The sequence below is a fragment of the Pseudomonas sp. Lb2C2 genome (assembly GCF_052112205.1).
Taxonomy (GTDB): domain Bacteria; phylum Pseudomonadota; class Gammaproteobacteria; order Pseudomonadales; family Pseudomonadaceae; genus Aquipseudomonas; species Aquipseudomonas kilonensis.
Window position 1 is genome coordinate 873,549 of sequence record NZ_JAUTYW010000001.1, and the last position, 17,595, is coordinate 891,143.

Consider the following 17,595-nt stretch of genomic DNA (forward strand, 5'->3'; position numbering starts at 1 on the left):
TGGCGGATGCTATCCATGGAACATTCACTTTCAAAACTGCGTTTTCCCCTCGCGCTGCTGGCGGTGCTGGTGATGAGCGCTTGCGGCAAGACTCCCGACACGGCAGCGTCCATGCCGCCGGCCAAAGTCAGTGTGGCCAAGGTGCTGGAGCAGCCTGTCAACGAATGGGATGAGTTCACCGGCCGCCTTGAAGCACCGGAAACCGTCGAGATCCGCCCACGGGTTTCCGGGCAGATCGACGAAGTGGCCTTCACCGAAGGTGCGCTGGTCAAGAAAGGCGACCTGTTATTCCAGATCGACCCACGCCCCTTCCAGGCTGAAGTACGTCGTCTCGAAGCCCAGTTGGCCCAAGCCCGCGCCACCGCCACCCGCAGCGAGAACGAAGCCCAGCGTGGCGAACGCCTGCGCTTGAGCAATGCCATTTCCGCCGAGCTGGCCGACTCGCGCACCAGCGCCGCCCAGGAAGCCCGCGCCGCCGCTGCGGCCATCCAGGCACAACTGGACCTGGCCAAGCTGAACCTGAGCTTCACCCGGGTGACCTCACCTATCAGTGGTCGCGTCAGCCGGGCGGACATCACCGCCGGCAACCTGGTGACCGCCGACGTCACGCCGCTCACCAGCGTGGTCTCCACGGACAAGGTCTACGCCTACTTCGATGCCGACGAACGTGTCTTCCTCAAATATACCCAACTTGCCCGCCAGGGCCAGCGCGGCCAGGCCACCCCGGTGTACATGGGCCTGTCCAACGAAGACGGCAACCCGCACCTGGGCCAGATGAACTTCGTCGACAACCAGGTCAACCCGCAGACCGGCACCATTCGCGGTCGCGCCGTGTTCGACAACAAGGACGGCGCCTACACCCCAGGCCTGTATGCCCGCCTGAAACTGGTGGGCAGCGGCACCTACTCCGCCGTGTTGATCAACGACGAAGCCGTGGGCACCGACCTGGGCAAGAAATTCGTGCTGGTAATGGATGCCGAGAACAAGCCGGCCTACCGCGCCGTCGAGCTGGGGCCGAAGATCGAAGGCCTGCGCATCGTGCGCAGCGGCCTGAACAAGGACGACACCATTATCGTCAAGGGGCTGCAACGAGCTCGTCCGGGCGCACCGGTCACGCCTGAAACCGTGCCGATGGCCAGCGACGAAACCATTGCCGCCCTGGCACAACAACGTAAAGCGCTCGAAGCCAGCAACCTGCCCCAAGTCGCGCCGTCCAAGGCCGCGTCAGGATCGGCAGGCAAACTGGCCGCTGCGACCCCACGCGGTTAAGGGACTGAATCCAAGATGAAATTTTCCCAGTTCTTCATTTCGCGACCGATCTTCGCAGCGGTGCTTTCGCTGCTGATCCTGATCGCCGGCGCCATCTCGCTGTTCCAATTGCCGATCAGCGAATACCCGGAAGTCGTGCCGCCGACCGTGGTCGTGCGCGCCAACTTCCCGGGCGCCAACCCCAAGGTCATCGGCGAGACCGTGGCCGCGCCCCTGGAGCAAGCCATCACTGGCGTCGAGAACATGTTGTACATGTCTTCGCAGTCCACCGCTGACGGCAAGATCACCCTGACCATCACCTTCGCCCTGGGCACCGACCTGGACAATGCCCAGGTGCAGGTGCAGAACCGCGTCACCCGAACCGAGCCCAAGCTGCCGGAAGAAGTGACCCGGATCGGCATCACGGTGGACAAGGCATCGCCCGACCTGACCATGGTCGTGCACTTGACCTCGCCGGACAAACGCTACGACATGCTCTACCTGTCCAACTACGCCCTGCTCAACATCAAGGATGAGCTGGCGCGCCTGGGCGGCGTGGGTGACGTGCAACTGTTCGGCATGGGCGACTACTCCCTGCGGGTCTGGCTGGACCCGAACAAGACCGCTTCGCGCAACCTGACCGCCACCGATGTGGTCACGGCGATCCGTGAACAGAACCGCCAGGTGGCTGCCGGTGCCCTGGGTGCGCCGCCAGCGCCCAATGCCCAGGCTTTCCAGCTGTCGATCAACACCCAGGGTCGCCTGGTAAATGAGGAAGAATTCGAGAACATCATCATTCGTTCCGGCGCCAACGGTGAGATCACTCGCCTGAAGGACATCGCCCGGGTCGAACTGGGTTCCAGCCAATACGCCCTGCGTTCGCTGCTGGACAACCAGCCGGCGGTGGCGATCCCGATCTTCCAGCGTCCAGGCTCCAACGCCATCCAGATCTCCAACGACGTCCGCGAGAAGATGGATGAGTTGAAGAAGGGCTTCCCGGCCGGGATGGACTACAGCATCGTCTATGACCCGACGATCTTCGTCCGGGGCTCCATCGAGGCTGTGGTGCATACCCTGTTCGAAGCACTGATTCTCGTGGTGCTGGTGGTGATCCTGTTCCTGCAGACCTGGCGCGCCTCGATCATTCCATTGGTGGCCGTGCCGGTTTCGCTGATCGGTACGTTCGCGGTGATGCACCTGTTTGGCTTCTCGTTGAACGCCCTCTCGCTGTTCGGCCTGGTACTGGCGATCGGTATCGTGGTGGACGACGCGATCGTGGTGGTGGAGAACGTCGAGCGAAACATCGAACTGGGGCTCACCCCTGTGGAGGCGACAAAGCGCGCCATGGGCGAAGTAACCGGCCCGATCATCGCCACCGCCCTGGTGCTGTGCGCGGTCTTCGTTCCGGCGGCGTTCATCAGTGGCTTGACCGGGCAGTTCTATAAGCAGTTCGCCTTGACCATTGCCATCTCCACGGTGATCTCGGCGATCAACTCTCTGACCCTGTCGCCGGCCCTGGCTGCCGTGTTGCTCAAGGGCCATGATGCGCCCAAGGACCGTTTTTCCAAGTTCCTGGACAAGGTTTTCGGCGGCTGGCTGTTCCGTCCGTTCAACCGCTTTTTCGAACGAGCCAGCCACGGTTACGTGGGCACCGTCGCTCGGGTGATCCGCAGCAGTGGCATCGCCCTGGTGCTGTACGCGGGCCTGATGGTGCTGACCTTCTTCGGCTTCTCCAACACCCCGACCGGCTTCGTACCCGGCCAGGACAAGCAATACCTGGTGGCCTTCGCCCAACTGCCGGACGCCGCGAGCCTGGATCGCACCGAAGACGTGATCAAGCGCATGTCCGATCTGGCCCTCAAGCAACCGGGCGTTGAAAGCGCCGTGGCCTTCCCGGGCCTGTCGATCAACGGTTTCACCAACAGCCCGAACGCCGGCATCGTGTTCGTGACCCTCAAGCCCTTCGACGAGCGCAAGGACCCGAGCATGTCGGCCGGCGCCATCGCCGGTGCCTTGAACGGCCAGTACGCAGGGATCCAGGAGGCCTACATGGCGATCTTCCCACCGCCGCCGGTACAGGGCCTGGGCACGATCGGTGGTTTCCGCCTGCAAATCGAAGACCGGGGCAACCTGGGCTACGACGAGCTGTACAAAGAAACCATGAACATCATTACCAAGAGCCACAACGTGCCGGAACTGGCCGGGTTGTTCACCAGCTACACCGTGAACGTGCCCCAGGTTGATGCCGCCATCGACCGTGAAAAAGCCAAAACCCACGGCGTGGCCGTCAGCGACATCTTCGACACCCTGCAGATCTACCTGGGTTCGCTGTATGCCAACGACTTCAACCGCTTCGGCCGTACCTACCAGGTCAACGTCCAGGCTGAGCAGCAGTTCCGTCTCGAGTCAGACCAGATCGGCCAGCTCAAGGTGCGCAACAACCGTGGCGAGATGATCCCGCTGGCGACCTTCATCAAGGTCAGCGACACCTCGGGGCCAGACCGCGTGATGCATTACAACGGTTTCATCACGGCTGAAATCAACGGTGCCGCCGCCCCGGGCTACAGCTCCGGCCAGGCTGAAAAGGCCATCGAGAAACTGCTCAAGGACGAATTGCCCAACGGCATGACCTATGAGTGGACCGACCTGACCTACCAGCAGATCCTCTCGGGCAACACCGCGCTGTTCGTGTTCCCACTCTGCGTACTGCTGGCGTTCCTGGTGCTCGCGGCGCAGTACGAAAGCTGGAGCCTGCCATTGGCGGTGATCCTGATCGTACCGATGACCCTGTTGTCGGCGATTACCGGGGTGATTCTCTCCGGTGGCGACAACAACATCTTTACCCAGATCGGCTTGATTGTACTGGTGGGACTTGCCTGCAAGAACGCGATTCTGATCGTCGAGTTCGCCAAGGATAAACAGCTCGAAGGCATGAACCCGCTGGCGGCGGTCCTCGAAGCGTGCCGCCTGCGTCTGCGGCCGATCCTGATGACCTCCTTCGCCTTCATCATGGGCGTGGTGCCCCTGGTGTTCTCCAGCGGCGCGGGTGCGGAAATGCGCCACGCCATGGGTGTGGCGGTGTTCTCCGGGATGCTCGGCGTGACCTTTTTCGGCCTGCTGCTCACCCCTGTGTTCTATGTACTGATCCGCAACTTCGTCGAGCACAGCGAGGCCCGCAAAGCGGCCCGGGCTTTGAAACTGGAGGCGCAACAATGAGTTTGAAAGCGTTCGTGCCGAGCTTGCTGGTGTTGGCCTTGAGTGCCTGTGCCGTGGGCCCGGACTACAAGGCCCCGCAAACGGAGGCGGCGAATATCACCACCGCCACCGACGGCGCCGCCGGCCAGAAGAACTTCGACCGCGCCCGCTTTGAAGGGATCTGGTGGCAGCAGTTCGACGACCCGACCCTTAACGCGTTGGTGACCCGTTCCCTGGAAGGCAACCGCGAGTTGCGCGTGGCTTTCGCCCGCTTGCGGGCCGCCCGGGCGATTCGCGATGACGCCAGCAATGACGCAATGCCGACCATCACCAGCCGTGCCAGCAGCAACCTGGGCAAAGGCCAGATCCCGGGGCAGACCACCGACCGGGTCAATACCGAGCGTTACGACCTGGGCCTGGACATGGCCTGGGAGCTGGACTTGTTCGGGCGCATCCAGCGCAACCTGGAAGCCACCGATGCCGATCAACAAGCGATCGAGGCCGATCTCTATCAGTTGCAGGTGACGATGATCGCCGAACTGGTGGATGCCTACGGTCAATTACGCGGCGCCCAACTGCGGGAAAAGATCGCCCTGGCGAACCTCAAGAACCAGCAGGATTCGCGCAAGATCACCGAAAGCCTGCGTGATGCCGGCGTCGGCGATCAGCTCGACGTGGTGCGTGCCGATGCCCGCCTGGCCGCGGTGGAAGCCAGCGTGCCGCAGTTGCAGGCCGAACAGGTGCGCCAACGCAATCGCATCGCCACGTTGCTGGGCGAGCGTCCGGACAAACTCAGCGTGGACCTGAGCCCGAAACAGTTGCCGGCCATCGCCAAGGCCCTGCCCATCGGCGATCCGGGTGAACTGCTGCAACGGCGCCCGGACATTCTCAGCGCCGAACGCCAACTGGCCGCTGCCACGGCGCGCATCGGCGTGGCCAAGGCCGATCTGTTCCCACGGGTAAGCCTGAGCGGTTTCCTTGGCTTCACGGCTGGACGCGGTTCGCAGATCGGCTCCTCGGCGGCCAACGCCTGGGCGCTGGGCCCGAGCATTACCTGGGCGGCTTTCGACCTGGGCAGCGTGCGGGCTCGCTTGCGCGGTGCCGACGCCGAGGCGGACGGCGCCTTGGCGACCTATGAACAGCAAGTGCTGCTGGCTCTGGAAGAATCGGAAAACGCCTTCAGCGACTACGGCAAGCGCCAACAACGGCTGATCTCGCTGATCCGCCAGAGTGAATCGAGCCGCGCCGCCGCCGACCTGGCCGAGATTCGCTACCGCGAAGGCACCGAGGACTTCCTCGTGCTGCTCGATGCCCAGCGCGAACGCCTGGCCGCCGAAGACACTCAGGCCCAGGCCGAAGTGGACCTGTACCGCGGCATCGTCGCGATCTACAAGGCCCTGGGCGGCGGCTGGAAACCGGAGACCGTTGCCAGCAACTGATCCACCTGCTCAACCGAGCTCCTTTGGTTGGCCGCAACCAGCCAAATTTTTGCCCCGCCTCTCATTTGGGCGCGGGGCTTTTTTTCGGCTGGCGCGAACCTCCACCTCCTCCTGTAGAAGCACCCTGTAGAAGCACCCTGTAGGAGCACCCTGTGGGAGCAAAGCTTGCTCGCGATAGCAGTGTGTCAGTTGCATTGCTGCTAAATGTGTCGCCCTCATCGCGGGCAAGCCTTGCTCCCACATTGATTCGGGCAAGCTTACCCTGGGCCCATGAGATGCTTCACAGGGTTTGACTCAAGCCCCCACCTGACCGAAGCTTGCGACATTTCACGCTTCTGGTAATGGATTCCCTGCATGCTCTCGCCTCGCCGCCGCTATCTGCTCCTCAGCCTCTGTGTCCTGTTGGTGATCGGTCTTGTCGCGGTGTGGCTACGCAGCACCACGCCGCAAATCCCCGAAGCGATCAAGCGTGGCTACAGCGAAGCCTTGGAAAACGCCCGTAATGGGCAGCCAGGGGCGGCACGGATGCTTTACCAGCAATTGGGGCGTCCAGACCTCTCGCCCAAGCGCCGCGTATGGCTGCACGCCGAACTGCCCAACTACCCCAGCCCTCAAGCGCTGAAACTGGCGGACGCGGACCTGCACAGCGAATCGCCGGACGTGCGTCGAGCCGCCATCGGTAGCATCGTCGGCCTGGTGCCGACCGGCCAGCGCAGCCTGTTGCTCGGCCCGCTCCTGGATGATGATGACCAGAACGTCCGGTTCGCCGCCGTGAACGCGCTGCTGGGCTTGTCGCCGGATGACCTCGGCTTGTATTTCGGGGCGATGCAGTTAGCCATCGACACCTGGGAACAGGTGCTCGAGGACGGTCCGAAAACCGCTGAGACCCACTACCAGCTAGCTCGGCTGCACCTGCACAACGCCGAATTGAAGAAAGCCCAACTGGCGCTTGAGCAGACCTTGCGCCTGCAACCGGACAACCTGCCGGCGCTGGTCATGCAGATCGAAGTGCTGGACAAACAAGGCCAGGGCGAAGCCGCACGACAATTGCTCGCCCGACAGTTGCAGACCCAGCCAGCGTCGGCATATCTGCAACATGCGCTGGGCATGTGGCTGCTGCAGCACGGCCAGAACGAGTATGCGGTGCTCGGCTTGGCAAAAGCCGTGGAACTGGAGCCCGAGAACCGCCATTACCGCTATGACCTGGCGACCACCCTGCATGCCGAGCAGGAGGTGGAAGCGGCGCAGAAACAGTTGCAGGAAATCGTCCAGCGCTACCCCGCCGACCGCAAGGCACGGGTGCTGCTGATCAACTATTGGAAGGAGACCGGCCAGTTGCAGAATGTTCAAGTCCTGCTGGCGCAACTTGAACAGTTGAACCCTGACGACCCGGCGCTGCAACAAGGTCTGTAGGCCCCTCGTTGCACACCCAAGGTTGTGCAGCACACCGCGTTTTATCGATTTAAGCGGAACCGCCATCACCGCCAAGGGTCAAGTGTTCAGGCAGTTGAATTCAGGCGTTACCCCGCCTGCTGCCCACTTCCCTAGTCATGAGAGGGCTATTTTTGTCTACATCTAACGAGTTGATCAGTGCAAAAGCCGCCACCGGCATCGAAGGACTGGACGACGTCCTTTCCGGTGGTTTGTCCCGCGGCCATGTGTTCCTGCTTGAGGGGGAACCGGGGACTGGTAAGACCACGGTCGCGCTGCATTTTCTGTTGGCCGGCGCCAAGGCTGGCGAGCGCTCGTTGTACATCACGCTATCGGAAACCGAGCGTGAACTGCGTCAGGGCGCAACCTCCCACGGGTGGACGCTGGACGACAACATTCATATTTTCGAGCTGACCCCACCCGAAAGCCTGCTCAATGCCGAACACCAGCAGAGCTTGCTGTACTCATCGGACCTTGAGCTGGGCGAGGCAACCCGGCAGATCTTCGAAGTGGTCGAACGGGTAAAACCGACCCGGGTGGTGCTCGACAGCCTGTCGGAGATTCGCCTGCTAGCGCAAAGCTCCCTGCGCTATCGTCGCCAGATCCTCGCGATCAAGCACTACTTCGTGCGCTACGACGCCACGGTCCTGTTGCTCGACGACCTGACCACCGAGTCCCTGGACAAGACCGTACACAGCGTCGCCCACGGGGTGATTCGCCTGGAAGAACTGACGCCCAACTATGGCGCCGAACGGCGGCGGATCCGAGTGGTCAAGTATCGCGGGCAGAAATACCGCGGCGGTTACCATGACTTCACCATCATGGGTGACGGCGTGCACGTCTTCCCACGCCTGGTGGCCGCCGAACACCGTGGCCGGTACCTGCGCCAACAACTCTCCAGCGGCATCGGCGAAATGGACTCGCTGCTGGGCGGCGGTATCGAGACCGGATCCAGCACGTTGATCCTGGGCCCGGCGGGAACCGGCAAGTCGCTGATCTCGCTGATTTTTGCCGCAGCCGCGGTACATCGCGGCGAGAAGGCCGCGCTATTCATCTTCGACGAAGAACTGGGCTTGCTGTTCGAGCGCATGAAAAACATCGGCATCGATCTGCAGGCCCTGCAAGAGACCGGCAACCTGCTGATCGAACAGGTGGACGCCGCCGAACTGTCCCCCGGCGAGTTCTCCCACCGCGTGCGCCGTTGCGTCGATGAGGGCGACATCAAGACCGTGGTCATCGACAGCATCAACGGTTACCAGGCGGCCATGCCGGAAGAGAATGCCCTGGTGCTGCACATGCATGAATTGTTGCTCTATCTCAACCGCAAGGGCGCGGCGACCTTCATGACCGTCGCCCAGCACGGCCTGGTCGGTGACATGCAGGCACCCGTGGACATTACTTACCTGGCCGACACGGTGATTCTGTTGCGTTATTTCGAAGCACTGGGCAAGGTGCGCCGGGCGATTTCCATCATCAAGAAACGCACCGGCAGCCACGAGTCGACCATCCGCGAATACCGCATCAGCGCCCAGGGCATGACCATCGGCGAGCCGCTGGAGGCGTTCCAAGGCGTCCTGCGGGGAGTTCCCACCTACATGGGCGAGAGCAACCCGCTGCTCAAGGATGAACACCGGTGACGCTGGCCGAGCCCCTGTCCGAACGGGCGCTGATCCTCGCGCCGCTGGGACGGGACAGCCAGATCGCCTTGATGATCCTCAATGAAGCCGGTTTTGCCGGCCTCATCTGCCGTCATCTGGGCCATTTGTGCGAAGAATTGGAAAAAGGTGCCGGCCTGCTGGTGATTTCCTCGGAAGCCCTGGCGGGGCCCGATCTGGAAGCGCTGTTACTGCACATCGAGCAGCAGCCGGCCTGGTCTGACCTGCCCATTGTCTTGCTGACCCATCACGGCGGCCCGGAACAGAACCCGGCGGCGCGTATCGGTACGCAACTGGGCAACGTGACCTTCCTCGAGCGCCCTTTCCACCCAGTGACCTTGATCAGCCTGGTGACCACCGCCCTGCGCGGCCGTCGAAGGCAGTACGAAGCCCGCGACCGCCTGATCGACCTCAGCAACAGCGAACTGCGCTTGCAAACCACTCTTGAAACCCTCGAGCAGCAGGTAGAAGAACGTACCGCCCAGTTGCGCCATAACGAAGAAGCCCTGCGCCAGTCGCAGAAAATGGAAGCGGTCGGCCAACTCACCGGCGGTATTGCCCATGACTTCAACAACATGCTCACCGGGATCATCGGCAGCCTCGAACTGCTGCGCCGACGCCTGGCCCGGGGCCGCACCGAAGACCTGGACAGCCTGATCGACCTGGGCGTGACCTCGGCCAACCGCGCCGCCGGCCTGACCCATCGCCTGCTGGCGTTTTCCCGTCGGCAATCACTGGACTCCAAGGCCGTCCAGATGAATACGCTGGTGCTGTCCATGGGCGAGTTGCTGCAACGCAGCCTCAACGAAAGTATCCGCCTGGACATGCGGTTGGACGAACAGCTCTGGGTCGCCGAAGCCGACCCCAACCAACTGGAAAGCGCCCTGCTCAACCTGGTCCTCAACGCCCGGGATGCCATGCCCAACGGCGGGAACCTGGTGGTACAGACCTGCAACCAGCACCTGGAGGCCGATTTCACCGACGCCTACACCAACCTGGAACCCGGCGACTATGTGGTGCTGAGCGTGCAGGACAGCGGTTGCGGCATGCCCGAAGCGATCATCGGTCGCGCGTTCGATCCGTTCTTCACCACCAAGCCAATCGGCCAGGGCACCGGGCTGGGCCTGTCGATGATCTATGGGTTCAGCAAGCAATCGCGCGGGCACGTGACCATCGACAGCGAAGTCGACAAAGGCACCACCGTGAACCTTTACCTGCCGCGCTTCATCGGTGAAGAAATACATGAGCCCCAGGCCACCACCCCACACGCACCCTATGCACAGGACGGCGAGACCGTGCTGATCGTCGAAGACGATCCAGCCGTACGGGTGCTGGTGAGCGCGGTGCTGAGCGAACTGGGCTATGCCTTTGTGGAGGCGGCCGACGCCAACGGCGCGGTACCGATCCTCCAGTCAGACCAACGCATCGACCTGCTGATCAGCGACGTGGGCCTGCCCGGCATGAATGGCCGGCAACTGGCGGAAATCGGCCGGCAGATCCGCCCGGACCTGCGGGTGCTGTTCATCACCGGTTACGCGGAACACGCAGCGGTACGCGGCGGCTTCCTGGACCCGGGAATGCAGATGATCACCAAGCCGTTCACGTTTGATTTGTTGACGGCCAAGGTGCGGGAGATGATCACGGTTTGAGGTGCTGGGCTCTGTTTGAGCAGGGGCATTGCATACATTGTGGCGAGGGAGCTTGCTCCCGCTGGGCTGCGAAGCAGCCCCAATAAGGTCACCTCAATGAACCTGACACATCGAGGTGCCGGGTTTTGGGGGCGCTCCGCACCCCAGCGGGAGCAAGCTCCCTCGCCACCGGGGTTTGCCTAATCTGCCGGGACCTACGACAACATCGACTGCATGATGCTCTGCAACTCATCCAGGTCGAACGGCTTGTCCAGGATCGGCGCCTTGCGGGTAATGGGGCTATCGGTGTCGCGCACTTCCTGCGCGTAGCCACTGATGAAAATGACCTTCAGCTCGGGGCGCAACTTGACCGCAGGCTCGGCGATCTGCACCCCGGAGATACCTCCCGGCAGGCGGAAATCGGTAATCATCATGTCCAGATGAGGCTTGCTCGCCAGGATCTCGAATGCCTGGGCACCGTTTTCGGCCTGTAGCACCCGGTAGCCCTCGCCCGACAGATAAGCCGACAGCACCATCAGGATCGACGGGTCATCCTCGACGATCAATACAACATCTTGCGCATCTTCACTCATGAGAAGCCTTTGTTCGATCAATAGCTGCTGATACGACCTTGGGGTCTCGCAGAGGTTGCGTCTGTTCGGCGGTTTTGTCCAAGACAGTTTTCTGCAAGGGCAGGCAAACACGAAACAACGCCCCTTCATTGAGGCGACTGTCGACCGTGATCGTCCCGCCATGGGCCGTGACAATCTGCTCGGAAATGAACAGCCCCAGCCCAAGGCCTGAGGCGGCCGCCTTGGACGATACGCGCTCGAATTGCTGGAAGATACGTTTCTGGTTCTCCTCGCTGATGCCGATCCCGTGATCCTGAACCTCGATACAGGCATGCTCGGGCGTCTTGAAGACACGCACTTCGATCGGGCTCTTGCCGCCGTAGCGCAACGCGTTGGTCAACAGGTTCGAGACCACCTGCTCGATACGAAACTCATCCCAAAGCCCCTCCACCGCAGGTTCAGCCATGCAGGTCAACGAGCACTCGGCGACGGCGATCTGCGGCTGGAAATTGCGCAGCAGGTTCTCCACCAGTGCCGTCAGGTTGAAGCGGGTCGGGCGGATCGACAGCTTGCCGGTGCGAATCCGCGACACATCCAGCATGTCCTCGATCAGCCGGATCAGGCTCTTGATCTGCCGCTCGTCGCGCTCGACCATCGCCCGCACCTTGTCCAGGCTGAAGGCTGCGGCGTTGTCCCGGGCCAGGTGCATCTTGCGCAGTTGTGTCTCAAGAATGAGACCATTGAGGGGCGTACGCACCTCGTGGGCGACGATGGACATGAAGTCGTCACGCATGCGCACCGCCTGCTCCAGTTCGCCGCGGGTGGTCTCCAGTTGCTGCAACAGCACCTCCTGCTCGCGGCGACTCTCCTCAAGGGCTACGACCTGCTCCTTCATGGCCTTTCGTTGGCGATACAACTCGACGAACACATTGACCTTGCTTTTGACCGCCTGGGTGTCCAGCGGCTTGTGCAGGAAGTCCACCGCACCGTTTTCATAACCGGTAAAGGCATAGTTGCGTTCACGACCGGCGGCACTGACGAAGATGATCGGAATGCTGCGGGTCTTCTCCGTGCCGCGCATCAGCTCGGCCAGCTGGAAACCGTTCATCTCCGGCATCTGCACATCGATGATGGCCAGGGCAAAGTCGTGTTGCAGCAGCAGCGATAACGCTTCGTCCGCCGACAGGGCCGTGAAGACCTCGCGGTCGTGCCCCCTGATCAACGCTTCCAGGGCCAACAGATTCTCAGGCAGATCATCGACGATCAGCAGTTTGGCTTGAATATCTCTTGGCATGTGGTTCATTCCAGCCCGGCCAGCAATTGGCCGATGCCTTGCAAAGTAAGGATATGGTCGGGCTCGTGCAGGGCCAGCGCCGCTTCGGGCATGGTCGAGACCTGGGCTTCACCGGGGTCCTGGACCACCGTGATCCCGCCCAGCGCCCTGACCTTCGCCAAGCCCCGGGCGCCATCGTTGTTGGCACCGGTCAGCACCACGGCCAGCAGTTTCTGGCCGTAGACATCGGCGGCCGACTCAAACAGCACATCGATGGATGGCCGCGAATGGTGTACCGGCTCTTCCAGGCTCAACGACAGGCTACGGTCGGCCTCGACCGACAAGTGATAGCCGGGCGTGGCGACGTACAAGGTTCCCGGCACGATGTCTTGCTTGTCCCGGGCTTCCTCCACCGGCACCGCCAGACGATGACCGAATACATGGGCCAGTTGACTGTCGCGCTCATCCGGCAAATGCAATACCACCAGGATGGGCACGCCAAAGCCGTTGCGCAGGTGACCGAACACCCTCAGCAACGCATCGACGCCACCGGCCGATGCACCGACGACAATGGCCTCGATGGGCGGGTTGGATCTGTCCTTCGTCTGGTTCATAACTTGCGATAGATCCGTTCCTGTTTGACCAACGGCTCGAATCGATGGCCGTAAGCCGAGAAATCCAACGTTTCCTTACTGCCCAACACCAGGAAACCACGGTGACAAAGGGACTCATGAAACAGTCCAAACGCACGATCTTGTAGTTTCTTATTGAAATATATCAATACGTTACGACAGGAAATTAACTGGGTTTCTGAAAAGACATTGTCGGTCGCCAGACTGTGATCGGCAAAGGTCACGTTCTCGCACAGGGTTTTGTCGAACATCGCATAATCGTAGGCGGCGGTATAGTAATCGGCAAACGAGCGCCGGCCTCCGGCATTCTGATAGTTCTGGGTATAGGTGCGCACGTTTTCCAGGGAAAAAATCCCCTGCTTGGCTTTTTCCAACGAGCGCGGGTTGATATCGGTGGCATAGATGAGCGTGCGGTCCAGCAGGCCTTCTTCGCGCAGCAGGATCGCCATGGAGTAGACCTCCTCCCCCGTGCTGCAACCAGCGATCCAGATCTTGATCGAGGGGTACGTCCTGAGCAGCGGCACAACTTCCTCGCGGATGGCCAGGAAATGCGTGGGGTCGCGAAACATCTCGCTGACGGGGATCGTCAGCAGTTGCAGCAACTGCATGAACGCCCCCGGATCGTGCAGCACACGCTCCTGCAGGGCCGAAATGGTCCTGCATTCAAACTGGCTCAGCGCATGGTGGACCCGGCGCTTGATGGACGCACCGGAATAATCGCGAAAATCGTAGCTGTACTTGAGGTAGATGGCTTCGATCAACAAACGAAGTTCAATGTCAGTGTCACGTTCCACTAAATTCTTTCCATATTCGGCAACCACACGCGAATCAGCGAGAACAGACGATCCAGATCAATCGGTTTGGCCAGGTAGTCGTTGGAACCCGCCGCCAGGCAGCGCTCCTGATCATCCTTCATGGCCTTGGCCGTCACCGCAATGATGGGCAACTTGCGCCAGCGCGGGTCCTTGCGGATCAGCGCGGTGGCTTCGAAACCGTCCATCTCCGGCATCATTACATCCATCAGCACCAGGTCGATGTCGTCGAATTCGTTCAGGCGATCGATCGCCTCCAGGCCGTTACGGCCGATGACAACGATCGCCCCCTTCGCCTCCAGGGCGCTGGTCAGGGCAAAGATGTTGCGCACATCGTCATCCACCAGCAGCACCTTGCGGCCTTCAAACACTTTGTCCCGGCTGCGGGCGGTCTTGAGCATCCGCTGCCGTTCATGGGACAACCGGGATTCGACTTTGTGCAGAAAGAGTGTCACCTCGTCCAGCAAGCGCTCTGGCGAACGGGCCCCCTTGATGATGATCGAGCGCGAATACTTGCGCAGTTCGGCCTCTTCGTCACGGGTCAGGTTGCGCCCGGTGTAGACGATCACTGGCGGGAAGGAACAGATGTCTTCACTGGACATGCGCTTGAGCAGGTCATTGCCGAGCATATCCGGCAACTTGAGGTCGATGATCATGCAGTCGTAGACATTGGCCCGCAGCAGGTCCAGGGCCTGTTGGGCGAAACCAACGGCGGTGATCTCGATGTCATCGTCGCCGATCAGGCGAGTAATGCTGTCGCGCTGCAGGTCATCGTCCTCCACCAGCAGCACTCGTTTGACCTTCTGGGTCAGCTTGGCTTCCAGGCGGGCGAATACATCCTTGAGTTCTTCACGGGTGGTCGGCTTGACGGCATAGCCGATGGCGCCCATGTGCATGGCGGCTTCGACGCGGTCTTCGACGGAAATCACGTGCACCGGGATGTGCCGGGTTTCGGCTCGCTCCTTGAGCCGCTGCAACACGGTCAGCCCGGAATGGTCCGGCAGACGCATGTCCAGCAGGATGGCGTCGGGGGCCAGGTGCAAAGCCAGGTCGAAGCCTTCATCGGCACCGTGGGCCACCAGGCACTGGTAACCGAGCTCATGGGCCAGGTCGAACAGGATCCGGGCAAACTTGGGCTCGTCCTCGATCACCAGGATGCACCGGGTGTCGAACGGCGCCTTGTCGCGGTCGTCGGCGAAGCGGGCAATCGGCGTATCCACTTCAGCGATCAGTGGCGCCAGCGCGGCTCTTGGCGCAACAGGCGCTGGCGCGGTGGCCGTCGGGGTGAAGGTCATCGGCTCTGTCGGCGTGTCCCCGGGCTCGATATAACGTTCAGGCAATACCAGCGTAAACACGCTGCCCTGCCCCGGCTCGCTGGAAACCGAGATAGAGCCGCCCAGCAACATGGCCAGGTCCCGGGAAATCGACAACCCCAGGCCCGTGCCGCCGTAACGACGGTTGGTCGTGCCATCGGCCTGGCGGAACGCTTCGAAGATGCTCTGCTGCTGATCGGCGGCGATGCCGATCCCGGAGTCGCGCACCATGAACGCGATGCCCGAGCCCGGCTGCCCGGCCACGGACAGGCAGACGGAGCCTTGCTCGGTGAACTTCACGGCATTGGACAGCAGGTTCTTGATCACCTGCTCCAGACGCTGGCGGTCGGTGTAGAGCATCGCCGGCGCATCGGGCAGCAGCTGGACCTCGAAATCCAGACCTTTGTCGGCTGCCAAGGGCTCGAACATGTCCCGCAGGCCTTCCACCAGACGCTGCACGCTGGTGTTTTCCGGGCGCACTTCCAGCTTTCCGGCCTCGACCTTGGAGATGTCGAGAATATCGTTGATCAGGTTCAACAGGTCGTTGCCGGCGGAGTAGATCGACTCGGCGAACTTGACCTGTTCCTCGCTGAGGTTCTGCTGCGGGTTTTCCGCCAGCAGCTTGGACAGAATCAGCGAGCTGTTGAGCGGCGTGCGCAGCTCATGGGACATATTGGCGAGGAACTCGGATTTGTACTTGCTCGAACGCTGCAGCTCTTCGGCGCGCTCCTGCAACTGGATCTGGGCCAGGTTCAGTTCGCTGTTCTTCTGGTCCATGGCGTCGCGCTGCTCGGCCAATTGCTCGTTGGTCTGCTCCAGTTCCTGCTGCTGGGCTTCCAGATGGGCCTGGGATTCCTTGAGGATGCGCGACTGCTCTTCCAGCTCCTCGTTGGCGGTCTTGAGCTCTTCCTGCTGCACTTGCAGCTCTTCGTTCAACTGCTGGGTTTCGGCCAGTACTTCCTGCAGGCGCTGGCGATAACGGGCGGCCTCGATGGAGGTGCCGATATTGCCGGCGATCAACTCCAACAGCTCGATATCGCGCTCGGTCAATGGCCGCAGGAAGCCCAGTTCGATGACCCCGTTGATCCGGTCATCGTCACTGGTGGGCACCACCAGCACGCTGTTGGGCAAGCCTTGCCCCAATCCCGAGCTGACTTTCAGATAATCGTTCGGTACGTCGTCCAGGCGGATAAGACGCCCCTGTTGCACGGCCTGGCCAGCAATGCCTTCACCGTCGATGATCACCTGCTGCTGCTCATCATCCTCCCGGGACAGGCCATAGGTGGCGACGCGCTTGAGGACGCCATTTTCTTCTCGCGTATAAAGCGCGGCGACCGCCACATCCAGGTACTTCGCACAGAACTGCAGGATATTGCGGCCCAACAGGTTCAGGGACAACTGCCCCAGGACCTGCTCGGCCAACTGCGTCTGGCCATTGCGCAACCAGGCCTGCTTCTCCAGGTGCAAGGCGCTGCGTTGCTGGACTTTCAGGCTGGCGCTGTAGCTCTCGGACAAGCTCAACAGATCCCGGCGGCCAACGTAGGCCAGCAACCCACTGACAGCGGCGACGAACAGCAGGTACAGGGCGATACTCCAGATCGTGGTGGTGCGCACATCCTGGTTACGCGCCGCGCGCAGTTGCTGCTCGGTATCGACGATTTCCTCGAAGGTTTGGCGGATTTCGTCCGTCAAGCGCTTGCCGCGCCCGGACCTCACCGCGCTCCGGTAATCCCCGCTGCTGCGTTGCAGGTCGATCAAGCCCTGGGCGTACTTGGACCATTCCGTCTGGATCGCTTGTATCTTGTGCAGCCGGTCGGTCTGGACGGGGTTGTCGGCTGTCAATTCCAACAGTGTATCCAACGCGACGGCGATCCGCGGCTTGGCCACTTCATAGGGCTCGAGAAAGTGCTCGTCACCGTTCAACAGGTAGCCACGCATGCCAGTTTCCAGGTCCACGCTCAGCTTGAGCGCCTCATTGGCATTATTGATCACCCGGTCGGTATGCCCGACCCACTGGATCACCGACAGCAGGTACGTGACAAGGATGATGAAAAACACCGAGCTGAGGGCGCCCATGCCCAGCGGCAGGCTGATATTGCGGCTCAGGAGCTTGCGAAAACTTTGCTCGTCAACCGAAGACGAAGGAATCATGGAAAGGGCCTTGGTGGACAGTTGAAAACCATGGAGTCTGCCCGAAAAATGGCAGTTGGATCCACATTTTCTGACGAGTCAAAGGCGCAAGTCCCGCGAGGATCTACCTTGTAGCAAGGAAGCGACTATCCTTGTCAGCTCTTGTACTATAGATCCTTTCTTGTACAACCCTGGGAACTTGTGCCGCCTCGCAGCTTACTCATAAAAGAGGCTTATAAAAGAAGCTCATGAAAGAGGCCGTTTTTT

General features: G+C 61.4%; 11 protein-coding genes. 6 read left to right on the forward strand and 5 right to left on the reverse strand.

Going from position 1 to position 17,595, the window contains the following annotated elements:
* The first annotated feature begins 15 nt into the window (after window positions 1–15).
* From mexE to Q7F16_RS03710, 6 genes are all read left to right on the forward strand, one after another.
* Complete coding sequence (gene mexE / locus Q7F16_RS03685; protein ID WP_046064254.1) at window positions 16–1,269, forward strand: multidrug efflux RND transporter periplasmic adaptor subunit MexE; 1,254 nt, start codon at window positions 16–18, stop codon at window positions 1,267–1,269.
* A 15-nt stretch (window positions 1,270–1,284) separates the two neighbouring features.
* Window positions 1,285–4,464, forward strand: a complete 3,180-nt coding sequence (locus tag Q7F16_RS03690; RefSeq protein WP_046064253.1) for an efflux RND transporter permease subunit — start codon at window positions 1,285–1,287, stop codon at window positions 4,462–4,464.
* The gene (locus Q7F16_RS03695) at window positions 4,461–5,882 is read left to right on the forward strand and encodes an efflux transporter outer membrane subunit (RefSeq protein WP_046064252.1); all 1,422 of its coding nucleotides are present in this window, start codon (window positions 4,461–4,463) and stop codon (window positions 5,880–5,882) included. Before Q7F16_RS03690 ends, Q7F16_RS03695 begins: the two co-directional genes overlap by 4 nt.
* Before the next feature lie 354 nt (window positions 5,883–6,236).
* The gene (locus Q7F16_RS03700) at window positions 6,237–7,295 is read left to right on the forward strand and encodes a tetratricopeptide repeat protein (protein WP_079301919.1); all 1,059 of its coding nucleotides are present in this window, start codon (window positions 6,237–6,239) and stop codon (window positions 7,293–7,295) included.
* A gap of 152 nt (window positions 7,296–7,447) precedes the next feature.
* Window positions 7,448–8,950 (forward strand): ATPase domain-containing protein, encoded by a 1,503-nt coding sequence (locus Q7F16_RS03705; protein ID WP_409556990.1) that lies wholly within the window; start codon window positions 7,448–7,450, stop codon window positions 8,948–8,950.
* Entirely contained in the window at window positions 8,947–10,617 is a 1,671-nt protein-coding gene (locus Q7F16_RS03710; protein ID WP_079301917.1) for a response regulator, read from the forward strand. Before Q7F16_RS03705 ends, Q7F16_RS03710 begins: the two co-directional genes overlap by 4 nt.
* 194 nt (window positions 10,618–10,811) lie before the next feature.
* Here Q7F16_RS03710 and Q7F16_RS03715 read toward each other — a convergent pair whose 3' ends face one another.
* Genes Q7F16_RS03715 through Q7F16_RS03735 form a run of 5 tightly spaced genes read right to left on the reverse strand, consistent with a single transcriptional unit; the run spans window position 10,812 to window position 17,349 of the window.
* A complete protein-coding gene (locus tag Q7F16_RS03715) occupies window positions 10,812–11,189 on the reverse strand; it encodes a response regulator (protein ID WP_014338183.1) in 378 nt (125 codons plus the stop codon).
* On the reverse strand, window positions 11,182–12,462 hold the full coding sequence (locus tag Q7F16_RS03720; protein WP_409556991.1) for a hybrid sensor histidine kinase/response regulator: 1,281 nt from the start codon (window positions 12,460–12,462) through the stop codon (window positions 11,182–11,184). The genes Q7F16_RS03715 and Q7F16_RS03720 overlap by 8 nt, the downstream gene beginning before the upstream one ends.
* 5 nt (window positions 12,463–12,467) lie before the next feature.
* The gene (locus tag Q7F16_RS03725; RefSeq protein ID WP_046064247.1) at window positions 12,468–13,055 is read right to left on the reverse strand and encodes a chemotaxis protein CheB; all 588 of its coding nucleotides are present in this window, start codon (window positions 13,053–13,055) and stop codon (window positions 12,468–12,470) included.
* Window positions 13,052–13,867, reverse strand: a complete 816-nt coding sequence (locus Q7F16_RS03730; RefSeq protein WP_409556996.1) for a CheR family methyltransferase — start codon at window positions 13,865–13,867, stop codon at window positions 13,052–13,054. The genes Q7F16_RS03725 and Q7F16_RS03730 overlap by 4 nt, the downstream gene beginning before the upstream one ends.
* Complete coding sequence (locus Q7F16_RS03735) at window positions 13,867–17,349, reverse strand: response regulator (RefSeq protein WP_409556992.1); 3,483 nt, start codon at window positions 17,347–17,349, stop codon at window positions 13,867–13,869. Before Q7F16_RS03735 ends, Q7F16_RS03730 begins: the two co-directional genes overlap by 1 nt.
* Window positions 17,350–17,595 lie beyond the last annotated feature (246 nt).